Annotated in this window: 19 protein-coding genes and 1 pseudogene; 10 read left to right on the forward strand and 10 right to left on the reverse strand. The window is 71.6% G+C overall.

Annotation, left to right across the window (positions count from 1 at the left end):
- The 6 genes and pseudogenes from ABZX65_RS25085 to ABZX65_RS25110 all read left to right on the forward strand — a co-directional run.
- Positions 1-1549: pseudogene (locus tag ABZX65_RS25085) on the forward strand (hypothetical protein); the annotation flags it as partial.
- Between the two features lie 103 nt (positions 1550-1652).
- Positions 1653-2591: a cellulose-binding protein gene (locus tag ABZX65_RS25090; RefSeq protein WP_188281921.1), complete on the forward strand. Its 939-nt coding sequence runs from the start codon at positions 1653-1655 to the stop codon at positions 2589-2591.
- A gap of 181 nt (positions 2592-2772) precedes the next feature.
- Positions 2773-3783: an ATP-binding cassette domain-containing protein gene (locus tag ABZX65_RS25095; RefSeq protein ID WP_355344135.1), complete on the forward strand. Its 1011-nt coding sequence runs from the start codon at positions 2773-2775 to the stop codon at positions 3781-3783.
- 1 nt (position 3784) lies between these two features.
- Positions 3785-4558 carry an ABC transporter permease gene (locus tag ABZX65_RS25100; RefSeq protein WP_355344138.1) on the forward strand — a complete coding sequence of 258 codons (774 nt, stop codon included), beginning with the start codon at positions 3785-3787 and terminating at the stop codon, positions 4556-4558.
- A 173-nt stretch (positions 4559-4731) separates the two neighbouring features.
- Positions 4732-5997 carry an ABC transporter ATP-binding protein gene (locus ABZX65_RS25105; RefSeq protein WP_355344141.1) on the forward strand — a complete coding sequence of 422 codons (1266 nt, stop codon included), beginning with the start codon at positions 4732-4734 and terminating at the stop codon, positions 5995-5997.
- Positions 5994-6911, forward strand: a complete 918-nt coding sequence (locus ABZX65_RS25110) for an ABC transporter permease (RefSeq protein ID WP_355344144.1) — start codon at positions 5994-5996, stop codon at positions 6909-6911. Before ABZX65_RS25105 ends, ABZX65_RS25110 begins: the two co-directional genes overlap by 4 nt.
- Positions 6912-7030: 119 nt before the next feature.
- Here the strand turns inward: ABZX65_RS25110 and ABZX65_RS25115 are convergent, their stop codons facing one another.
- On the reverse strand, positions 7031-7354 hold the full coding sequence (locus tag ABZX65_RS25115) for an ATP/GTP-binding protein (RefSeq protein ID WP_355344147.1): 324 nt from the start codon (positions 7352-7354) through the stop codon (positions 7031-7033).
- Positions 7355-7549: 195 nt separating this feature from the next.
- On the opposite strand from ABZX65_RS25115, the gene ABZX65_RS25120 reads away from it, so the two are divergent.
- Positions 7550-8596, forward strand: coding sequence for an LLM class flavin-dependent oxidoreductase (locus tag ABZX65_RS25120; protein WP_355344150.1), 1047 nt, complete (start codon positions 7550-7552; stop codon positions 8594-8596).
- A 100-nt stretch (positions 8597-8696) separates the two neighbouring features.
- Here the strand turns inward: ABZX65_RS25120 and ABZX65_RS25125 are convergent, their stop codons facing one another.
- Complete coding sequence (locus tag ABZX65_RS25125; RefSeq protein WP_188281928.1) at positions 8697-9098, reverse strand: SCO5389 family protein; 402 nt, start codon at positions 9096-9098, stop codon at positions 8697-8699.
- Between the two features lie 275 nt (positions 9099-9373).
- Here ABZX65_RS25125 and nucS point away from each other — a divergent pair, with 275 nt between their 5' ends.
- A complete protein-coding gene (gene nucS, locus ABZX65_RS25130) occupies positions 9374-10036 on the forward strand; it encodes an endonuclease NucS (protein ID WP_355344154.1) in 663 nt (220 codons plus the stop codon).
- Between the two features lie 136 nt (positions 10037-10172).
- Here nucS and ABZX65_RS25135 read toward each other — a convergent pair whose 3' ends face one another.
- On the reverse strand, positions 10173-10622 hold the full coding sequence (locus ABZX65_RS25135; RefSeq protein WP_355344157.1) for a VOC family protein: 450 nt from the start codon (positions 10620-10622) through the stop codon (positions 10173-10175).
- Between the two features lie 70 nt (positions 10623-10692).
- On the opposite strand from ABZX65_RS25135, the gene ABZX65_RS25140 reads away from it, so the two are divergent.
- Positions 10693-11658: a YafY family protein gene (locus ABZX65_RS25140; protein WP_355344160.1), complete on the forward strand. Its 966-nt coding sequence runs from the start codon at positions 10693-10695 to the stop codon at positions 11656-11658.
- Between the two features lie 2 nt (positions 11659-11660).
- Here ABZX65_RS25140 and ABZX65_RS25145 read toward each other — a convergent pair whose 3' ends face one another.
- From ABZX65_RS25145 to ABZX65_RS25155, 3 genes are all read right to left on the reverse strand, one after another.
- Positions 11661-14576 (reverse strand): ATP-binding protein, encoded by a 2916-nt coding sequence (locus tag ABZX65_RS25145; protein ID WP_355344163.1) that lies wholly within the window; start codon positions 14574-14576, stop codon positions 11661-11663.
- A 184-nt stretch (positions 14577-14760) separates the two neighbouring features.
- Positions 14761-15060 carry an STAS domain-containing protein gene (locus tag ABZX65_RS25150; RefSeq protein ID WP_188281939.1) on the reverse strand — a complete coding sequence of 100 codons (300 nt, stop codon included), beginning with the start codon at positions 15058-15060 and terminating at the stop codon, positions 14761-14763.
- A gap of 228 nt (positions 15061-15288) precedes the next feature.
- The gene (locus tag ABZX65_RS25155) at positions 15289-16137 is read right to left on the reverse strand and encodes a 3-hydroxyacyl-CoA dehydrogenase family protein (protein WP_355344167.1); all 849 of its coding nucleotides are present in this window, start codon (positions 16135-16137) and stop codon (positions 15289-15291) included.
- Positions 16138-16343: 206 nt separating this feature from the next.
- Here ABZX65_RS25155 and ABZX65_RS25160 point away from each other — a divergent pair, with 206 nt between their 5' ends.
- A complete protein-coding gene (locus ABZX65_RS25160; RefSeq protein ID WP_355344170.1) occupies positions 16344-16916 on the forward strand; it encodes a cob(I)yrinic acid a,c-diamide adenosyltransferase in 573 nt (190 codons plus the stop codon).
- A gap of 231 nt (positions 16917-17147) precedes the next feature.
- On the opposite strand, the gene ABZX65_RS25165 is transcribed toward ABZX65_RS25160, so the two are convergent.
- The 4 genes from ABZX65_RS25165 to ABZX65_RS25180 form a co-directional block, all read right to left on the reverse strand.
- Positions 17148-17600: a DUF2550 domain-containing protein gene (locus ABZX65_RS25165; protein WP_355344173.1), complete on the reverse strand. Its 453-nt coding sequence runs from the start codon at positions 17598-17600 to the stop codon at positions 17148-17150.
- Between the two features lie 189 nt (positions 17601-17789).
- Positions 17790-18164 carry a F0F1 ATP synthase subunit epsilon gene (locus ABZX65_RS25170; protein ID WP_355344176.1) on the reverse strand — a complete coding sequence of 125 codons (375 nt, stop codon included), beginning with the start codon at positions 18162-18164 and terminating at the stop codon, positions 17790-17792.
- A 174-nt stretch (positions 18165-18338) separates the two neighbouring features.
- Positions 18339-19781 (reverse strand): F0F1 ATP synthase subunit beta, encoded by a 1443-nt coding sequence (gene atpD, locus ABZX65_RS25175; protein WP_355344179.1) that lies wholly within the window; start codon positions 19779-19781, stop codon positions 18339-18341.
- 5 nt (positions 19782-19786) lie between these two features.
- Positions 19787-20713 carry a F0F1 ATP synthase subunit gamma gene (locus tag ABZX65_RS25180; RefSeq protein ID WP_355344182.1) on the reverse strand — a complete coding sequence of 309 codons (927 nt, stop codon included), beginning with the start codon at positions 20711-20713 and terminating at the stop codon, positions 19787-19789.

A 20713-nucleotide genomic window follows, 5' to 3' on the forward strand; every position in this document is an offset into this window, starting at 1 on the left:
GCGCGCGGCGGCCACGGCACCCGCGGACCGGGTCCGCGCGGCGGCCGCCGCGGCGGCCGCGCGCCTCGGTACGGAGGCCGCGGAGGCGCTGGCCGCCGCGCAGGAGGAGGCGGCCAGGCGCCGCCGCGAGGCCGAGGAGCTGCTGGGCGCCGCCCGCGGCGAGGCCGAGCAGGAGCGCGCGCAGGCCCGCCGCGAGAGCGAGGAGTTGCTGGCCGCCGCCCGCAAGCGCGTCGAGGACGCGGCGGCGGAGGCCGACCGGCTGGGCGCGGAGGCCGACCAGCGGGCCGCGGAGGCGGTCGCGGCGGCGGAGGCCACCGCGCAGCAGGTCCGCGACTCGGTCGCGCATCTGCACCAGGAGGCCGAGGAGGAGATCGCCGGGCTCCGCTCGGCGGCCGAGCACGCGGCCCAGCGGGTGCGCGGCGAGGCCCAGGGCGAGGCGGACCGGCTGCGCGCGGACGCCAACTCCGAGCGGGAGCGGGCGTCGGAGGACTCGGCGCGGATCCGCCGGGAGAGCCAGGAAGAGGCCGACGCGGCACGGCAGTTGGCCGACCGTACGGTCACCGAGGCGATCGAGGAGTCCGACCGGCTGCGCGCCGAGGCCCGCGACGACGCCAACCGGATGCGTACCGACGCGGCGGGCCAGGCCGACCAGTTGGTCACCAAGGCCCGCGAGGAGGCCGAACGGCTCGGTATCCTCGCCAAGGACGCGCTGGACACCGCGGAGCGCGAGGCCGAGGAGGCGCGGACGCATTCGCAGCGCGTCCTCGACGAGGCGCGCGAGGCGGCCAACAAGCGCCGCAGCGAGGCCGCGGAGCAGGCGGACGAGCTGATCGGCAAGGCGCAGGCGGAGGCCCGCAGGACCGCGGCGACGGCCGAGGAGCAGGCCGACGCGATGGTCGGCGCGGCCCGCGGCGAGGCCGAGCGGCTGGTCAACGAGGCGACGGCGGAGGGCAACGGCCTGGTCGAGCGGGCGCGGACCGACGCGGACACCATGCTCGGCGAGGCCAGGCACGACGCGACGGCCATAAGGGAACGTACCGAGGAGCTGCGCCAGCGCGTGGAGTCCGAGGTCGAGGAGCTGCACGACCGGGCCCGCAAGGAGGCCGCGGAGGCGATGAAGACCGTCGGCGAGCGGGTCGACAAGCTGGTCACCGCCGCCACCGAGCAGCTCGCCGAGGCGGAGCAGAAGGCCGCCGAGATCAAGTCCACGGCCACCTCCGAGGCGAGCAAGGTCCGTATCGCCGCGGTGAAGAAGGTCGAGGGCCTCCTGAAGGAGGCCGAGCAGAAGAAGGCCGAGGCCGAGCGCGAGGCCGAGCGGGTCAAGGGGGAGGCCCGCAGCGAAGCCGATCGCATCGTGACCGAGGGCAGACGAGAGCTGGAGATCCTCGTGCGCCGCAGAGAAGACATCAACGCGGAGATCTCTCGCGTCCAGGACGTGCTGGAGGCGCTGGAGTCGTTCGAGGCACCCGGTGGCGGTGTCACCGCTGGTGCGGGCGCGGGAACCACTCGTTCGAGTGGCAAGCGCATCGATGATGCTCCACTCGATTGAGCGGACATTCTCCATACCTAATAGGCAATGGCTCGGTGACACGCCGCCTGGGCCCCTAGGATTCCCCCTATCACCTCAACCGGTCTGAATCGACAGGATCCCCATGAGCGACACTTCCTCCCCCTTCGGCTTCGAGCTCGTTCGGCGCGGATACGACCGCGGACAGGTGGACGACCGCATCACGAAGCTCGTCGCCGACCGTGACAGCGCACTGACGAGGATCACCGCGCTGGAGAAGCGCATCGAGGAGTTGCACCTCGAAACCCAGAACGCCCAGGCCCAGGTCAATGACTCGGAGCCGTCGTACGCGGGTCTCGGTGCCCGTGTCGAGAAGATCCTGCGCCTCGCCGAGGAGGAGGCGAAGGACCTGCGCGAGGAGGCCCGCCGCGCCGCCGAGCAGCACCGCGAGCTGGCCGAGTCGGCCGCCAACCAGGTGCGCAACGACGCGGAGGCGTTCGCCGCCGACCGCAAGTCGAAGGCCGAGGACGAGGGCGTCCGTATCGTCGACAAGGCGAAGGGCGACGCTTCGCAGCTCCGCGCCGACGCCACGAAGGACGCGCAGAACAAGCGCGAGGAGGCGGACGCCCTCTTCGAGGAGACCCGCGCCAAGGCCGCCCAGGCCGCCGCGGACTTCGAGACGAACCTGGCCAAGCGCCGCGAGCAGTCCGAGCGTGACCTGGCGGGCCGTCAGGCCAAGGCCGAGAAGCGCCTGGCGGAGATCGAGCACCGCGCCGAGCAGCTCCGCCTGGAGGCGGAGAAGCTGCGCACCGACGCCGAGCGTCGCGCGCGTCAGACGGTGGAGACCGCTCAGCGTCAGTCCGAGGACATCGTCGCGGACGCGAACGCGAAGGCCGACCGGATCCGCAGCGAGTCCGAGCGCGAGCTGGCGGCGCTCACCAACCGCCGCGACAGCATCAACGCTCAGCTCACCAACGTCCGCGAGATGCTGGCGACGCTGACCGGTGCCGCGGTCGCCGCGGCCGGTGCTCCGGCCGACGACGAGCCGATCTCGCGTGGCGTCCCGGCGCAGCAGTCCCGCTGATCTCCCGATCGGAAGCTCGGGCCCGGTCAGGAGCCACGGCCGCAGGAAGGGCCAAAGCGTCTGAACACGGGCTGAAGCCTCTGGACACGGGCTGAACGTTCGCCGACGGGTCGCCCGACACCCCCGCCCATCCCGGGCGGGGGTTTCGGTTTACTCCGGGGCGGTTGCTAGCCTCGCCACCATGATTGAGTTGCAGGGGCTCACCAAGCGGTACGGGGACAAGACCGCCGTCGACAATCTGACCTTCACCGTGCGCCCCGGCGTGGTGACCGGCTTCCTCGGGCCCAACGGCGCGGGCAAGTCCACGACGATGCGCATGATGCTCGGGCTGGACAACCCGACCTCGGGCAACGTACGCATCGACGGTCAGCACTACGCGCAGCTCAGCGAGCCGCTGAAGTACATCGGCGCACTGCTGGACGCCAAGGCCATCCACGGCGGGCGGACGGCGTACAACCATCTGCTGTGCCTGGCGCAGTCCAACCGCATTCCGCGGCACCGGGTGGACGAGGTGCTGGAGACGGTCGGTCTGACGGCCGTGGCGAAGAAACGTTCCAAGGGCTTCTCGCTGGGCATGGGCCAGCGGCTCGGCATCGCGGGGGCGCTGCTCGGCGACCCCGAGATCCTGATGTTCGACGAGCCGGTCAACGGTCTCGACCCCGAGGGCATCCACTGGATCCGCAACCTCATGAAGGGGCTGGCCGCGCAGGGCCGTACGGTCTTCGTCTCCAGCCACCTGATGAGCGAGATGGCGCTGACCGCCGAGCATCTGATCGTGATCGGCCGCGGCCGGCTGATGGCCGACACCTCGATGGCCGACTTCATCGAGAAGAACTCCCGCTCCTACGTGCGGATTCGCACCCCCCAGCCGGAGCGGCTGAAGGACGTGCTGGCCACGGCGGGGTTCACCCCGGTGACCACGAGCGACGGCACGTTCGAGATCCAGGACGGCGACACGGCGCAGCTCGGCGAGCTGGCCGCGCAGCATCAGGTGGTGCTGCACGAACTCAGCCCGCAGCGGGCATCGTTGGAGGAAGCGTTCATGCAGCTCACCGCGGACTCGGTGGAGTACCACGCGGGCGGTGTGCTCGCGCCGCCGCCCGGTCCGGGTGGTGCCGCGCCGCAACCCGGCGCCCCCGCCCCGCAGTGGGGTGCGGACTGGCGCAACTCCGGCTCCGGGAAGGGGAACTGACATGGCGTCTCCTACCGCCGTCCTCCAGTCGGAGTGGACGAAGATCAAGTCGGTACGTTCCACGGTCTGGACGCTGGCGCTCGCCTTCATCGTCACCGTGGGTCTGGGCGCGCTGATCTGTCTGGTGGTCAACAACACCTTCCACGACAGGTCCGCCACGGACAGGGCGACCTTCGACGCCACGAACACCAGCTTCTTCGGCATGTCGCTCGGCCAGTTGGCACTGATCGTCTTCGGTGTGCTGGTGATCTCCAGCGAGTACAGCACCGGCATGATCCGCACCTCGCTTGCGGCCGTCCCGCAGCGCGGGATGTTCTACTTCTGCAAGGTCGCCATCGCGGGCCTGCTGGGCCTGGTGGTCGGCATGGCCACCAGCTTCGTCGCGTTCTTCCTCGGCCAGGCGCTGCTCGGCTCGCACAAGACGTCGATCAGCGACTCGGGGGTGCTGCGGGCCGTCTTCGGCGCGGGGCTCTACATGACGCTGATGGTGCTGCTGTGCGTCGGCGCCGCCGCGATGATGCGCAGCCCGATGCTGGGTCTGGGCATCCTGATGCCGTTCTTCTTCCTGGTCTCGCCGATCCTGTCGGCGGTGCCGAAGGTGAAGACGTTCGCCAGGTACCTCCCCGACCAGGCGGGCCAGAAGATCATGCAGGTGGTGCCGGATTCGGGCGACCACACCGCGTACGGCCCCTGGGGCGGTATCGGCATCATGGCGATCTGGGTGATCGTGGCGCTGGTCGGCGGTTACGTGGTGCTGGCCAAGCGCGACGCCTGACGCGGTAGGGGGCCGCCTCCCGGGCGGCCCCGCACGTCGGCCGAGTCCCGATTGTCGCAATGGGGGCACCTCCCGGGTGCAACTCTGGGGGACTGTGGGGGGAACCAACCCCCACCGGCTACGCTTCCTCCCTCACGGGGGCGAGTCGCCTCCGTTGCAGCGAGGGGCGGAGCATGATCCAGGCAGTCGGCCTGACCAAGCAGTACGGCGCGAAAACAGCCGTGTACAACCTGTCGTTCCAGGTACGGCCTGGCACCGTCACCGGATTCCTCGGCCCGAACGGCTCGGGCAAGTCCACGACGATGCGGATGATCCTGGGCCTGGACGAGCCGACCTCCGGCCAGGTGACCATCGGCGGAGTGCCGTACCGGCGGCTGCCGAACGCGCCGCGCAAGGTGGGCGCGCTGCTGGACGCCAAGGCGGTGCACGGGGGCCGCAGCGCCCGCCAGCACCTGCTCTGCGTGGCGCAGCTCTCCGGCATCCCGGCCCGCAGGGTCGACGAGGTGCTGGGCGTCGTCGGCCTCCAGGACGTGGCCTCCCGCCGCTCGAAGGGCTTCTCGCTGGGCATGGGCCAGCGGCTCGGCATCGCGGGCGCGCTGCTCGGCGACCCGGAGGTGCTGCTCTTCGACGAGCCGGTCAACGGCCTCGACCCCGAGGGCATCCACTGGGTGCGCAATCTGATGCGCAAGCTGGCGAGCGAGGGCCGTACGGTCTTCGTCTCCAGCCACCTGATGAGCGAGATGGCGCTGACCGCCGACCACCTCATCGTCATCGGCCGCGGCCAACTGCTCGCCGACATGAGCGTCAAGGACTTCATCGCGCACCACTCGACCGGCTACGCGCTGGTCCGCACGCCCGCCGAGGGCGGTGAGCGGGAGAAGTTCAGCAAGGCGCTCACCGACGCGGGCGCCGCCGTACAGCCGGAGCAGGACGGCGCGCTGCGCGTCACCGGCCTCGAACTGCCCAGGATCAGCGACATCGCGTACGACGCCGAGGTCCGGATCTGGGAACTGTCGCCGCACCAGGCGTCGTTGGAGGAGGCGTACATGCGCCTGACCAGCGGCGCGGTCGACTACCGCTCGACGCAGGACCCGCGCCAGGGCCTCCAGCACGCGGCGCCGTACGCCGTCCAGGGCCCCGGCGGCTACGCGCCGCCGCCGGGAGCGCAGGGCTGGCAGCAGCCGTACGGGCAGCAACAGCCTTACGGGCAGCCGGGTTACGGGCAGCAGCAGCCCGGCTGGGGGTACCAGCAGCAGCCGATGGCCGCGCCCGTACCGCAGCAGTCGTACGCTCCCCAGCCGCCGCCGGCCGCTCCCGCCGCTCCCGCGCCTCAGCCCGCCGCACCCGCCGCACCCGCGCCTCAGCCCGCCGCACCCGCCGCACCGCCCGCACCCGCCGCCCTGAACATGGACAAGTCCGACAGCGAGGACGCCCGATGACCGCCCCGGCCCAGTTCCCGGCCTCCGCCCCCCGCGGCGGCTACCAGCAACAGCAGCCGCCGCAGCCGCAGTTCGCCTCGCAGTTGCCGGTCGCGCAGACCACCCTCGGGCAGGCGGTGCGCTCGGAGTGGACGAAGATCCGCACGGTGCGCTCCACGGTGTGGACGCTCGGCGTGATGCTTGTCCTGGTCATCGGCATCAATCTGCTGGTGGTCGTGCCGATCGACCACAGCAACGACACCAGCGTGCCGGTGCTCGCGCCCGGCCTGTTCGGCCTGATCCTGGGCCAGTTGGCGATCATCACGCTGGGCGTGCTGGTGATCACCTCCGAGTACGGCACCGGCATGATCCGTACCACCCTGACCGCGTGCCCGCGGCGCTCGCGGGTCCTGACGGCGAAGGCGATCGTCTTCTTCCTGCTGTCTTTCGTGACCACCACGGTCGCCTGCACGATGACCGCGCTCATCAGTTGGAGCGTGATGTCCGGCAAGCGGGTCTCCGGATACGACCTGGAGGACCCGCACCCGGGCGTCGTCATCAAGGACGGCGTGACCGCCGCGAGCGGCACCGAATGGCTGGGCGCGACCGTCGGCGTCGGCCTCTACGTGGCGCTGCTCGGCCTGCTGGCGCTCGCCGTCGGCACGCTGCTGCGGCACTCGGCCGGGGCGATCACCACCATGCTGGGCGTCGTCCTGCTGCCGCTGCTGATCGCGATCTTCCTGCCGTCCAGCCTGGACGGGGCCCGCGACAAGCTGGTGCGGTTCTCCGCGCCCAACTCGCTGGCCTCGCTGTACCACTTCCCGATGATCGGCGAGGGCGACCAGAACGGCCTGCCCCAGCTCATCACGCTGGCCTGCGTCACGGCGGTGCTGCTGGGAGCGGCGTACGCGACCCTCAACAGCAGGGACGTCTGAGCGTCAGGGGCGTCTGAGCGTCAGCAACGTCTGAGCGCCAGGAACGTCTGAACACCGGCGCCGCCCGAGGCGTACCGGACGGCTCAGCCGCTTCAGCCGCCGCCGGACATGGCCCCGGTTCAGTGCCGGGGGGCGTTACGGGACCGCTGCACCTTGCTGGTGCGGCGGTCCCTCGCGTTCCAGCACGCCCGGTGCCAGTGCCGCCGGTCGTCCACTCCCCCGTACTCCCGCCAGGCCACCACGTGCCCGACGCCGGGCGGGATCTCCTGGTCGCAGCCGGGGCAGCGGTAGTGCTTGCCGGAGGCGCTGCCCGCGACCGGGCGCACCACCCACTCCTCGCCCTGCCACTCCACGGTGCTGCCGGCGCCGAACCCCGACTCCTGCTGCTCCGTACGGTCGGCGGGGCGGCCTCCGCCGGGCGGGCGGTTTCGACGCGGCGACACGGGACACCTCGCGCTCTGCTGGGCTTCGCGGACTCTCCGTCAAGGGTACGCGGCCGGTCGGTCCATACCGGAACACCCGCCTCGCGCACACCAGAACGGCTCATCTCCGATATGACTGCCGAAAATCATGAAAACGTCCCAGAAAGCCGTGCCTTTGGCACGTGCCAAGCGTTACCAAGGGAGGAGGGATGAGCAATGCGAGTTGGGACTTTCGTCATAGCGGCCCAGTTCCCCGGTCAGGGCCAGGGAGAGGCGCTGCACCGGGCGATATCCTCGGCCGAGGCCGCTGACGCCGCGGGACTTGACACGGTATGGCTGGCAGAGCACCACTTCGTCCCGTACGGCGTGTGCCCGTCGGCCGTCACCCTCGCCGGGCTGCTGCTCGGGCGTACGCGGCGGATCGGCGTGGGCACCGCGGTGAGCGTGCTGCCGACCGCGCATCCGGTGGCGCTGGGCGAACAGGCCGCGCTGCTGCACCTGGCGTCCGGCGGACGCTTCACCCTCGGGGTCGGCCGCGGCGGCCCGTGGGTGGACCTGGAGGTCTTCGGCACCGGACTGGCCGCCTTCGAGGCCGGTTTCCCCGAATCGCTCGACCTGCTGCTGCGCTGGCTGCGCGAGCCCGCGGTCGGCGCGGACGGTCCGCGCTACGCCTTCCGCGAGGTGTCCGTCGTACCGCGCCCCGACGAGCTGTACGACCCGGCGGCGGAGCCGGTGGCGGGCTCGGGCCCGCCCGTCGTGGTCGCCTGCACCTCCCCCGCCACCGTCCGGCTGGCCGCGGAGCGCGGGCTGCCGATGCTGCTGGGGATGCACTGCGGGGACGAGGAGAAGGCCGCGATGGTGGCGGTCTGGCGGGAGACGGCGCTGGCCGCCGGGCACTGCCCCGACGCCGTGTCGGCCGCCGGTCATGTCTCGGCGGGCGTGGCCCAGGTCGGGGACACCAGGTCGGACGCGGTGGAGACGCTGCTCAAGTCGATGCCCGGCTGGCTCCAGCGCGGGCTCGGCGCCCACCGCACGGTGGACGGCAGCGCGCGGGCCATGCGCGACCCGCACGCCTACACCGAACTGCTCTGTGATCTGCACCCGGTGGGTCCGCCGCGGCTGTGTGCCGACCGCCTCGCGGCGACCGCGGAACGGACCGGTATCACCAGGTTCGCCCTCCTGGTGGAGGGCTCGGGGGACCTCACCGCCACCTTGGACAATGTGGCCAGGCTGGGCGCCGACGTGCTCCCGGAACTGGCCTGATTACGCGGGCGGGTCCGGTTGCGGGAGCGGGCCGCATTGTGCCGACGCCCAGTGCGCGCTAGGGCCGTGACCGGCGGTGTTCGCCGGGCGGGGCGTTACGTCAGCAGTCCCTGAACTCCGGTGACTGGTTGAGCACTTGGGACCTGACGGAAGTGAACTTGCCGTAGCTCTCGGCGATCCCGGGGTCCACCGTGTCCAGTGGGAAGACCGCCACGCGGTGGCAGTTCTGGAAGGCGAGCCGCACCCCGAAGTGCCGCTGTAGGGCCCCTCGTATCGCGTCGCTGGCCAGTGCACGGAGCAACTGGCCGCGTTCCTTCTCGCTCGGCGGCGGCACCTGGTTGTCGGCGAAGGCTCCGCCGTCGACCTTGAGCTGTGCCACCAACGAGCTGATCATCTCCCACGCGTAAGGGAGGGACGTCCTGACGCAGTCGACGAATTCCTGTTCGTCGACCTCGCCTCGCTCGGCCTGTTCGAGGAGGGCCGGTGAGACGTCGAGCGACATGGGTACTCCTCTCGTGACCCCGTGATCACACGGAGCCAGACGGACGGGTTGCCGGCGGCCGGACCAGCGTTCCCGCACGTCCGGCCTCCGCTTCAACCGTAGGGTCGTTGGTCCGACCGCACCAGGAGGTAGCACACTTAACCGGCCAAGTTTCCGCAGTCGTCCGGAGTCGTACGCACAGGGGCGGACGGGACGTGCGGGGGCGAAACGTGCGGCGGTGAATCACACGGGGCCGAATCGCGTACGGGGCGGCGCGTCCAGTAGCGTTGCGCACCATGCGTCTCGTCATCGCCCGCTGCTCCGTCGACTACGCGGGCCGGCTCTCCGCCCACCTGCCCTCCGCCACCCGGCTGCTGCTCATCAAGGCGGACGGCAGTCTGTCGGTGCACGCCGACGACCGGGCCTACAAGCCGCTCAACTGGATGTCCCCGCCCTGCACGCTCAAAGAGGGCGACGACGGCGTCTGGACGGTCGTCAACAAGGCCGGTGAGCAGCTCATCATCACCATCGAGGAGGTCCTGCACGACTCCTCGCACGAACTCGGTGTCGACCCCGGCCTGATCAAGGACGGTGTCGAGGCGCACCTCCAGGAGCTGCTGGCCGACCGGATGGAAGTCCTCGGCGAGGGCTGGACCCTGATCCGCCGCGAATACCCCACCGCCATCGGCCCGGTGGACATCCTGTGCCGCGACGCCTCGGGCGCCACCGTCGCCGTCGAGCTGAAGCGGCGCGGCGACATCGACGGTGTCGAGCAGCTCACCCGTTACCTCGAACTCCTCAACCGCGACCCCCATCTCGCCCCGGTCCGCGGGGTGTTCGCCGCCCAGGAGATCAAGCCCCAGGCCCGCGTGCTGGCCACGGACCGCGGCATCGGCTGTGTCGTCCTGGACTACGACGGCATGCGCGGCATCTCCGACGACAAGCTGCGGCTGTTCTAGCCCGCCCCTTTGACTCGCCGCGCTGGCCCGCCCCTTTGACTCGCCCCTTTGCCTCACCGCTTTGACCCGCGGCGCTGGTCCGCGGCTTCGAGGGAGTCGAGCCGGCGCGGGAGGCGGGCGCCGGCCCGGGCGGGGGTCAGTCGAGGCAGAATTCGTTGCCCTCCGGGTCGGTCATCACGATGTGGCCCGGACTGAGGAGGGCGGGCTCGTGGCGGGCGAGGCGGGTGGCGCCGAGGGCGACGAGGCGGTCGGCCTCCTTCTCGTGGGCCGCCATCCGCTCGTCGCCCTCCAGGCCGGGGGCGGCGCGGACGTCGAGGTGGACGCGGTTCTTGGCCTGCTTCCCCTCGGGGACGCGCTGGAAGAAGAGCCGGGGCCTGACGCCCGAGGGGTCGACGGCGGCGGAGCGTTCGTTGCGCAGCTCGGGCGGTACACCCATCGACTCCAGGGCCTCGTCCCAGGACGAGAAGCCCTCGGGCGGGTCCTGGAGCCGGTAGCCGAGGGCCTCGGCCCAGAAGACGGCCAGCGCGTTCGGGTCGGCGCAGTCGAAGGTGATCTGGATGTCGCGGACTTCCTGGTGCTCGTTCATGATCCCAGCGTGGCGCATATAGCGGACAGGTACGTTCCGTGATGGCCGGGCGGTGTGGAACGATCACCCGATGACCGTAGAAGCGACGACCGAACGGGTGCTGCGGCTGCTGTCGCTCCTCCAGCACCGCTCGTCCTGGACGGCCGGTGAACTCGCCGCCGAGCTGGGCGTCACCGACCGCTCGGTGCGCCGCGACGTGGAGCGGCTGCGCGCGGTCGGCTACCCCGTGCACGCGGTCCCGGGCGTCGGCGGCGGCTACCGGCTCGGCGCGGGCACCCGGCTGCCGCCGCTGCTGCTGGACGACGACGAGGCCATCGCGACGGCGGTCTCGCTGCGGCTGGCGTCGGGCGGCACGGTCGCGGGCGCGAGCGAGGCGGCGCTGCGGGCCCTCGCCAAGCTCGACCAGGTGATGCCGCCCCGGCTGCGCGCCGAGGTGCGGGCCGTCCAGGGCGCCACCGACACCCTGGTGGGCCCCACCGACGAAGTCGACCCGGACCTGCTGATGACCTTCGCGCGGGCCTGCCGGGACACCGTACGCGTACGGTTCGCGTACAGCGGCCGGGACGGCGGCACGGCGCGCGAGCGTACGGTCGAGCCGGTGCGGATGGTCACCACGGGACGCCGCTGGTACCTGATGGCCTGGGACGTCGACCGCGACGACTGGCGCACCTTCCGGCTCGACCGGATGCGCGACGCGCAGACGACCACCTGGCGCTTCCGGCCCCGCGAGCACCCCGACCCGGTCGCCTACGTGCGGCGCTCCGTGACCGAGTCCCCGTACGCGCACCTGGCCCGCGTCCGGCTGCGCGCCCGGACGGAGCTCGTGAGCGACATGGTGCCGCCGCAGGTCGGACGCGTCGAGGACGACGAGCGCGACGGCTGGTGCGTCCTCGTCATCGGCGCGGATTCCCTGGAGGTGACCGCCGCCCGCGTGGCCGCGCTGGGCTTCGAGGCCGAGGTGCTCGAACCGCCGGAGCTGCGCGAGGCCGCCGCCCGCCTGGCCCGCCGCCTCGCCGCCATGGCGGAGGGCGGCTGACCTCAGCCGGTCGGCGCGACGGTGTCCGTGGGTGCGGGGCCGGTGGCTCCGGGGCCGGTGGCTCCGGCTTCCGTCGTCGGCGGGGTGAAGGTGCCGGTCCTGGTGGGGGCGGCGCCGGAGGGGGTGAGGTTCGGCGGAGAGGAGACGTCGGCCGAGGTGGGGTCGATGGGCGGAGTCGTCGTGTCCGTCGGCGCTGGAGTCGTCGTAGGCGGCGTCGTCGTCGGAGTTGTCGGCGGCGTCGAGGGTGTCGTCGGCTTTGTCGTACGCGTCGGCGGCCTCGACGTCTGCGTGTTGCGCGGCGGCGTCGGCGTATCGCCCGGTGCCGACGTCAGGCCGCCGTCAGGGGGCGTGACCGGGGCTCCGGGGGCCGTTGTCGGGCCGCCCGTCGTCCCGGCCGGTGTCGACGGCGTCGGGGACGTGGCGGAGGCGGACGGCGAGGCGGCCGTGGGGCCGTCCGTCGAGGGATCGTCCGTCGGGGCGTCGGTTGAGGGGTCGTCCTGCTGGGCGGACTCGACCGGCTGGACCTGGTTGGGCTTGGGGCCGTCGCCCGAGGTGGCGCCCATCGTGACGATCGTGGCGAGGGCCGCCGCGAGCGCGACGCCGGTGCCGACCACTACCAGATTGCGGCGTCGGCGGTGCGTGGCGGGGCGCCCGGCCTCGCCCTGCGGTGCCGGGGCGCCGCTCTTGTTGATCACCGTCAGCGGCGTCGTGGCCGCCGTGATCGCGAGCGGCGCCGTACCGCCGGAGCCGCCCGGCGGGAGTTCGAGCAGCGCGGGCAGGTTCGGGAGGCCGCCGCCGTCACGGTCGTTGACCAGCGCGAGCGTACGGCGGCCGACGACGGTGCCCTGCCGGTCGGCGAGGGCCCCGCGCAGGGCGATGGACGCCTCCAGTTCGGCGCGGGCGCGGTCGGTGTTGCCGGTGCACAGCGCGAGGACGCCCAGCTCGTGGTGGAAGTACGCCTCTTCGGCGACCTCGCCCGACAGCCGTGCGGCCTCCTGGCCGATCCGCAGTGCCCGCTCCCAGGCGCCCCAGTGCAGCGCGGCGGCGAAGGCGGGCGCGACGGTGCGGGCGAGCAGGACGGCCGCGCTGGGGTTGCCGCCGTCGCGGCAGGCGGACATCGCGGCGAGGATCGCCTCGGACTCGGCGGCGGCGCGCTCGGGGCCGACCGAGGGGTGCCCGGTCCACCAGGCGTAGTGCAGGGCCGCGGTGTGCGACTGGACCGCGCTCAGCTCGCCGTCGGCGGTGAGCCGCGGCGCGAGCTGCTGGACGACTCCGGCGGCGAGGCGGAAGTGCGCGGAGACCGGTACGGCCAGGCCGACCGCGGTGAGTTCGCCGAGGGCCGCGTCGCCGTGGGTGTCACCGACGAGGGCGGGCAGGTGCGAGGGGTGCGGGCACTCGCCGTCGAGTGCCACGGCGAAGGCGAGGGCTTCGCGGGCCGATTCGCTCAGCCTGCTGGCGAGCAGTTCCGCGGGGGCCGCGCTCTCGGCGAGCGACGGCAGCGGCAGGTCGACGGGCGGGCCGGTGTATCCGGCGGGGCCGGGCTTGGGGGCGGACCCCGGTATCTCCGGTGTCGCGGGGGTCGCCGCGGTGTCCGGGCCGACGGTGAGCGCGTTCGCGGGGTCCTCGGCACCGTGCCCGGTGGGTGCGTCGGGACCCTGGAGTATGTCGAAGCCGGTGAGGTCGGGTATGGGCGGCGTTCCGGCGCCCTGCGGGCCGGTCGGCGAGCCGTTCTCCCACACCGAGTCGTCCCAGTCGGGCTCGGGCGGCTGGCGCAGCGCGTCCCGCTGCCGCAGCAGCGCGCCTGCCTGCACGAAGCGCAGCGGCAGGCCCTCGGACTCGAACCACAGGTCGGCCGCCCACGCGGTCTCGTCCTCGCCGAGGGGCCGCCCGGTGACGAATTGCAGCAGGTCGACGCAGGCGACGCGGGTCAGGCCCGACAGGAAGACCTCTTCGATCATCGAGTCGGCGGACGGTGTGGTGACGTCGGGTGTCGCGGACATCAGGAAGGCGCACTCGGGGGCCGCGGAGAGCAGTTCCTCCAGCCCCGCGCCGCCGAATTCCAGGTCGTCGATGACGACGACGGCGCCGGTGTCGCGCAGCAGGCCCGGCAGGTCCGCGCGGTCGGGGCGGTGGCCGTCGGTGGCGTAGACGGTGGCGAAGAGTTCCTGGAGCACGTCGGCGGGGGTGCGGCGGTAGCCGGACAGCCAGAGCACGCCGTCGGGGGCGAGGTCGGCGCAGGCGTTGGCAACGGATTCCAGCAGCGCGGTGCGGCCCGCGCCGGACGGTCCGGTGACCCGTACGGAACGGCCTCTGGCCAGCAGCCGGATCAGCCGCTCGCGCTCCTCGTCGCGCTCCAGCAGCGGCAGTTCGGGGGCGGGCGGTCCCGGCGGCGGCGACGGGCGGCCCGCGGCCAGGTGCGCGACGCGCTCCTCGGGGGTGCGGCGCAGCGGCAGCGGGCGCTCGGCGGGCGGGCAGAGGGTGACCTCGGTGCCGTCGATCGGGTTGACGGTCAGCAGATAGTCGGAGGTGGTGACGCGCAGCACGCGGGCGTTGCCGCCGCTGGAGGTGCCGCCCAGTTCCGGGGTGAGCGGGTCGCGGGAGGCGCGGGGGCCGCGCAGCGCCAGGGTGCTGTCCGTGAGGGCGGGCAGGGACCCGGTGGCGGGGCCGTTGCCGTTGCCGTGGTCGGCGGGGGCACTGAAATCGGAGCCGGAGCCCGCGGCGAAGTCGGAGCCGAAGCCGGTTCCCGGGCCGGGCGTGGGGGCCGGGCCGAAGTCGGCGGCGAAGTCCGCGCCGTGCCCGAATTCGACGCCCTGGCCGAAGTCGGGGCCGGTGGCGGGGCGCGCGTCGGCGTCGGCGACCGTCAGGTCGTCGACGTCCGGTATCGGGCGTTCGCCCGACTCGCCGGTGCGGTGGTCCATCTCGTACGCCCCCCAGGTGCGTGACGTGCGGGGGCCCGATCGGGCCGCCCTGTGTCCGCTGCCGGACCCGGCCCGATTCCCCTTTTCTGGCGTACGGGGTGGCACGCCTGCTGGCAATCTGCGGCAAACTCTAAAGGCTGCCACAGTATTCATGAAGTGCCGGGGCCACGGTGCCGCCCTTACGTCACCTTTCGGCCTCGATCGCGAGGATTCGGTGCAGCCGGGTGGCGACCAGCAGGCGCTGCATTCGCGGCGGGACCCCGCGCAGCACGAGCCTCCGGTTGGCGCGGCCCGCTCTGCGGTGGGCGCCCATGATCACGCCGAGACCGGTGGCGTCCCACGAGTCCAGCTCCGTGAGATCGAGCACCAGGTCCCCGCGGCCGGAGTCGACGGCGGTGTGCAGGGCCGAACGGGCGTCCGCCGCGCTCCGGACGTCGAGGCGGCCCCCGACGACCAGCTCGGCGTGGTCGCCCTTGATGTGCATAGTCGCTCCCCGAGGAGTGCCGGCTCGTGGGCCCGGCTCATGGCATGGCCGCCGCGGGACGGCGACGGCACGGATCATCCGTATGTCTTCACACAACTGACGGTCCGTCGTATGGAGAAGTTGCCGTCTGTGAGCGAACCGATACCGAATTCACTCCTGGGGGTGACGTTGTTTAGTACGCGTGCCCAGGATGCGCGTTCCGTACGGTGCCCCGGTGCGGGTGGAAACTCAGTACGAGTAGAAGCCCTTGCCGCTCTTGCGGCCGAGGTCGCCCGCGTCGACCATGCGGCGCATGATCTCCGGCGGCGCGAACTTCTCGTCCTGCGACTCGGTGTAGATGTTGCCCGCGGCGTGCAGCAGGATGTCCACGCCGGTGAGGTCGGCGGTGGCGAGCGGGCCCATCGCGTGGCCGAAGCCGAGCTTGCAGGCGATGTCGATGTCCTCGGCGGAGGCGACGCCCGACTCGTAGAGCTTGACGGCCTCGACGACCAAGGCCGAGATCAGCCGGGTGGTGACGAAGCCCGCCACGTCGCGGTTGACGACGACGCAGGTCTTGCCGATCTCCTCGGCGAAGGCGCGGGCGCGCTCCAGCGTGGCGTCGCTGGTCTTGTAGCCGCGGACGAGTTCGCAGAGCTGCATCAGCGGGACCGGCGAGAAGAAGTGGGTGCCGACGACGCGTTCGGGGTTGCGGGTGACGGCGGCGATCTTGGTGATCGGGATCGCGGAGGTGTTGGAGGCGAGGACCGCGTCGTCGCGCACGATCGTGTCGAGGGCGCGGAAGATCTCCTGCTTGACCTCGATCCGCTCGAAGACGGCCTCCACGACGATGTCCGCGTCCGCGGCGGCGTCGAGGTCGGTGGTCGCGGTGATCCTGGCCAGCGCCGCCTCGGCGTCCGCCGCGTCCAGCTTGCCCTTGGAGACGAACTTCTCGTACGAGGCGCGGATGCCGTCGGTGCCGCGCTTGAGCGCCGCGTCGGTGACGTCCCGCAGGACCACGTCGTACCCCGCCTGGGCCGACACCTGCGCGATACCGGAGCCCATCAGTCCCGCTCCGACGACGGCGAGCTTCTTCGCCACGGCACACACCTCTCCATTGGGGCCGAGCCATTGCGGCCGACTGGCCGAATTCGCTGATCTCGCCGGACCTTAACGCCCGTTCACCTCCGCGCGCAGCAGGAAGTAAGCGGTGTCACCGTGTGTCCTTCGTCGCACTGGGCGTCAACCGGCCGTCGGACGGGGGCGGGAGACGGCCCGTCGGGCGGGCACGCTCTACGCTCGACCGTATGGTCAACCTCACCCGCATCTACACCCGTACCGGCGACGACGGCACCACGGCGCTCGGCGACATGAGCCGGACCGCGAAGACCGACAGCCGGATCGCCGCCTACGCCGACGCCAACGAGGCCAACGCCGCGCTCGGTGTGGCGCTCGCGCTCGGCGCGCTGCCCGAGGAGGTCGCCACCGTCCTGGTGCGCGTGCAGAACGACCTCTTCGACGTCGGCGCCGACCTCGCCACTCCGGTGGTCCCCGACCCGGAGTACCCGCCGCTGCGGGTCGAGCAGACCTATGTCGACCGGCTGGAGGAGGAGTGCGACCGCTTCCTCGCCGATCTGGAGAAGCTCCGCAGCTTCATCCTCCCCGGCGGCACGCCCGGCGCGGCCCTGCTCCACCAGGCGTGCACCATCGTCCGCCGCGCCGAACGCTCCACCTGGGCCGCTCTGGAGGACCACGCGGACACGATGAACCCGCTCACCGCGACCTACCTGAACCGGCTCTCCGACCTGCTGTTCATCCTCGCCCGCACCGCCAACAAGTCCCGCGGGGACGTCCTGTGGATCCCCGGCGAGAACCGCTGACACCAGGGGTCGACATGGTCCAGACCTCTTGACCGGTGGTCCAGACCTTTCTAGGCTCCGGCTGACCCATACGGCCGGGGGTCGACACCGCCGCCCGTCGGCCTCCGGTCCTCACCGGGCGCGCCCGGGAATCCGCCCGCGAATCCGCCCGGCCGAAACCCGCGCCGAGCGACGCACCGGCCCTGAAACGCGCGAAGCCGCGCCTCCCAGAGGCACGGCAAGGAACAGGTGCTACGCCACGTTGACCCGCTGGCCGGGCGGCGCCGCTTCGAGCCAGGCGAGGAAACCCGTCAGGGCGTCGTCGCTCATCGCCAGCTCAAGCCGGGTGCCCTGATGCTCGCAGGAGAGCACCACCGCGTCCGACAGCAGGGCCAGCTCCTCCGAGCCCTGCGGGTCCCGGCGCCCCAGTACCTCGATCGCCGGACGCAACAGCACCCGCCGCGGGCGGGGCGCGTACGAGAAGACCCGGAACCACTCCACCCGGTCACCGCTGTAGCGCGCGACTCCGTACACCCAGCCCTTGCCGCCGCCGGCCGGCTCCGCGTCCTGCTCGGGAGCGGGGCGCAGGCTGCAGTCGAAAGTGCCGCCTGGCCGTTGGATCAGCCGGCGGCGCAGTCCGAAGACGAAGAGTCCGAGCAGCGCGGCGGCGATCACCGCGCCACCCACCTCAAAGGAGAGGATCACGTCCACCGACCTCCTCGCCTAGAAATGGGTTACTGCCCTTGCTGTACCGGAGCCGCGGACCGCCCCAGGAGGGCAGTCCGCGGCACCGTGGTCGTTCGGTCACGCCTGGTACGTCTGCTGATGCGGTTGTGGTGGTGCGGTTGCCCGGTCAGCCGGTCGCGCCGACCCGCGGACCGTCCTGCGGTCCGGTCAGTGCGCTCCCGCGGCGGCGGCGAGCCGGACCTCGGCACGGCGCTCGGCCGCGGCGTCGGTCTCCGACTTCGACCGCTCAAGAGCACGCTCGGCGCGCGCCACATCGATCTCGTCCGCCAGCTCCGCGATCTCCGCGAGAATCGAGAGCTTGTCGTCGGAGAAGGAGATGAAGCCACCGTGCACGGCGGCCACGACAGTGCCGCCGTCAGAGGTGCGCACCGTCACCGGGCCGGACTGGAGCACCCCGAGGAGCGGCTCGTGTCCCGGCATGATGCCGATGTCACCCGACGTGGTACGGGCGATGACCATGGTGGCCTCGCCGGACCAGACACTACGGTCCGCGGCGACCAGCTCGACGTGAAGATCGGCCAAGACGGCTCCTCGGGTTGGCACCCACCGTCCTCAGTGGATGCGTAAGACACAGAATAAGGGGTGCGAGAGGGGGCGGGCGCCCCGGGGCTTCGCCACGGGACTCACCGCCCCCCTTTTACGCTGTCGCGCGCGCTCCTACCGACGCGGACGCGCGGCCTGCGCGAGGCTCCCGCGTCAGTTGACGCCGAGCTTCGCCGCGTTGGCCTTGAGGTCGTCCAGGCCACCGCACATGAAGAACGCCTGCTCCGGGAAGTGGTCGTACTCACCGTCGGCGATGGCGTTGAACGCGGAGATCGACTCGTCCAGCGACACGTCGGAGCCGTCGACACCGGTGAACTGCTTCGCCGCGTGGGTGTTCTGCGACAGGAAGCGCTCGATCCGGCGGGCGCGGAAGACGGTGAGCTTGTCCTCTTCGCCCAGCTCGTCGATGCCGAGGATGGAGATGATGTCCTGGAGGTCCTTGTACTTCTGCAGGATTCCCTTGACGCGCATGGCGCAGTCGTAGTGGTCCTGCGCGATGTAGCGCGGGTCCAGGATGCGGGACGTGGAGTCCAGCGGGTCCACCGCGGGGTAGATGCCCTTCTCCGAGATCGGCCGCGAAAGCACGGTCGTCGCGTCGAGGTGGGCGAAGGTGGTCGCCGGGGCTGGGTCGGTCAGGTCGTCCGCGGGGACGTAGATCGCCTGCATCGAGGTGATCGAGTGACCACGCGTCGAGGTGATCCGCTCCTGGAGCTGACCCATCTCGTCGGCCAGGTTCGGCTGGTAACCCACCGCGGACGGCATACGGCCGAGCAGCGTGGAGACCTCGGAACCGGCCTGCGTGAAGCGGAAGATGTTGTCGATGAAGAACAGCACGTCCTGCTTGGCCACGTCACGGAAGTACTCCGCCATGGTCAGACCGGCCAGCGCCACGCGCAGACGGGTGCCCGGGGGCTCGTCCATCTGACCGAAGACCAGCGCGGTCTGCGGCAGCACGCCCGACTCGGCCATTTCCGCGATGAGGTCGTTGCCCTCACGGGTGCGCTCGCCGACACCGGCGAACACCGAGACGCCCTCGTGCAGCTTGGCCACACGCATGATCATTTCCTGGATGAGCACGGTCTTGCCGACACCGGCGCCGCCGAACAGACCGATCTTGCCGCCCTTGACGTACGGGGTCAGCAGGTCGACGACCTTCAGGCCGGTCTCGAACATCTCGGTCTTCGACTCGAGGTCGTCGAACTTCGGCGCCTTGCGGTGGATCGCCCAGCGGTCGGTGACCTCGGACTCGGCCTCCGGCTCGTTCAGGATCTGGCCCAGGGTGTTGAACACCCGGCCCTTGGTGACGTCGCCGACGGGCACCGTGATGCCGTCGCCGGTGTCGGTCACCGGGGCCTGGCGGACCAGGCCGTCGGTGGGCTGCATCGAGATGGCGCGGACCAGGCCGTCGCCGAGGTGCTGCGCCACCTCCAGCGTCAGCGTCTTCGTGCCGGACTCGGCGCCCGTGTCGGCCACGTCGACGTGCAGCGCGTTGTAGATCTCCGGCATCGCGTCGACGGGGAACTCCACGTCGACGACCGGGCCGATGACCCGCGCGACGCGGCCGGTGGCCGTAGCGGTTTCAACAGTGGTGGTCATAGTGGTTAGTCACTCCCCGCGTTCGCGTCGGCCAGCGCACTGGAGCCGCCGACGATCTCGCTGATTTCCTGGGTGATGTCGGCCTGTCGGGCCGCATTGGCAAGCCGCGTGAGCGACTTGATGAGGTCTTCCGCGTTGTCGGTCGCGGACTTCATCGCACGGCGGCGGGCCGCGTGCTCCGAAGCCGCCGCCTGGAGCAGCGCGTTGAAGATGCGGCTCTCGACGTAGCGAGGCAGCAGCGCGTCCAGCACACCCTCGGCGGAAGGCTCGAACTCGTAGAGCGGCAGGATCTCGCCCTTGGCGGCCCGCTCCTCGGCACCGGCGGCGGCCGTCTCGTCCAGCGAGAGCGGCAGCAGCCTGGCGTCGACCGGGGACTGCGTCATCATCGACACGAACTCCGTGAAGACGATGTGCAGTTCGTCCACGCCACCGTCGGCCGTGTCCTTGAGCACCGACTCGATCAGCGGCGCCGCGACCTTCTTGGCGTCGCCGTAGCCGGGGCTGTCGGAGAAGCCGGTCCAGGACTCGGCGACCGTCCGCTCGCGGAAGCTGTAGTACGCCACGGCCTTGCGGCCGATGAGGTACGAGTCGACTTCCTTGCCCTCCGCGCGCAGCCGCTCGATGAGCCGGTCGGCCGCCTTGATCGCGTTGGACGAGTAACCGCCCGCCAGACCGCGGTCGCTCGTGACGAGCAGGACCGCGGCGCGGGTCGGGTTCTCGGCCTCGGTGGTCAGCGGGTGCTTGGTGTTGGAGCCGGTCGCCACCGCCGTGACCGCACGGGTCAGTTCATCGGCGTACGGGGACGAGGCCGCCACCTGGCGCTGCGCCTTGACGATGCGCGAGGCGGCGATCATCTCCATCGCCTTGGTGATCTTCTTCGTGGCGGTGACGGACTTGATCCGGCGCTTGTAAACCCGAATCTGTGCGCCCAT

Origin of the sequence: Streptomyces sp. NPDC003300 (assembly GCF_040610915.1) — a bacterium.
In the GTDB taxonomy this organism is placed as follows: domain Bacteria; phylum Actinomycetota; class Actinomycetes; order Streptomycetales; family Streptomycetaceae; genus Actinacidiphila.

Coding starts and splice junctions, on each gene's coding strand:
- ABZX65_RS25100 (WP_355344138.1), top strand. CDS start 3,785: ATGGCGTCTCCTACCGCCGTCCTCCAGTCGGAGTGGACGAAGATCAAG.
- ABZX65_RS25140 (WP_355344160.1), top strand. CDS start 10,693: ATGACCGTAGAAGCGACGACCGAACGGGTGCTGCGGCTGCTGTCGCTC.
- ABZX65_RS25120 (WP_355344150.1), top strand. CDS start 7,550: ATGCGAGTTGGGACTTTCGTCATAGCGGCCCAGTTCCCCGGTCAGGGC.
- ABZX65_RS25150 (WP_188281939.1), bottom strand. CDS start 15,060: ATGCACATCAAGGGCGACCACGCCGAGCTGGTCGTCGGGGGCCGCCTC.
- ABZX65_RS25160 (WP_355344170.1), top strand. CDS start 16,344: ATGGTCAACCTCACCCGCATCTACACCCGTACCGGCGACGACGGCACC.
- atpD (WP_355344179.1), bottom strand. CDS start 19,781: ATGACCACCACTGTTGAAACCGCTACGGCCACCGGCCGCGTCGCGCGG.
- ABZX65_RS25180 (WP_355344182.1), bottom strand. CDS start 20,713: ATGGGCGCACAGATTCGGGTTTACAAGCGCCGGATCAAGTCCGTCACC.
- nucS (WP_355344154.1), top strand. CDS start 9,374: ATGCGTCTCGTCATCGCCCGCTGCTCCGTCGACTACGCGGGCCGGCTC.
- ABZX65_RS25125 (WP_188281928.1), bottom strand. CDS start 9,098: ATGTCGCTCGACGTCTCACCGGCCCTCCTCGAACAGGCCGAGCGAGGC.
- ABZX65_RS25090 (WP_188281921.1), top strand. CDS start 1,653: ATGAGCGACACTTCCTCCCCCTTCGGCTTCGAGCTCGTTCGGCGCGGA.
- ABZX65_RS25095 (WP_355344135.1), top strand. CDS start 2,773: ATGATTGAGTTGCAGGGGCTCACCAAGCGGTACGGGGACAAGACCGCC.
- ABZX65_RS25145 (WP_355344163.1), bottom strand. CDS start 14,576: ATGGACCACCGCACCGGCGAGTCGGGCGAACGCCCGATACCGGACGTC.
- ABZX65_RS25110 (WP_355344144.1), top strand. CDS start 5,994: ATGACCGCCCCGGCCCAGTTCCCGGCCTCCGCCCCCCGCGGCGGCTAC.
- ABZX65_RS25105 (WP_355344141.1), top strand. CDS start 4,732: ATGATCCAGGCAGTCGGCCTGACCAAGCAGTACGGCGCGAAAACAGCC.
- ABZX65_RS25135 (WP_355344157.1), bottom strand. CDS start 10,622: ATGAACGAGCACCAGGAAGTCCGCGACATCCAGATCACCTTCGACTGC.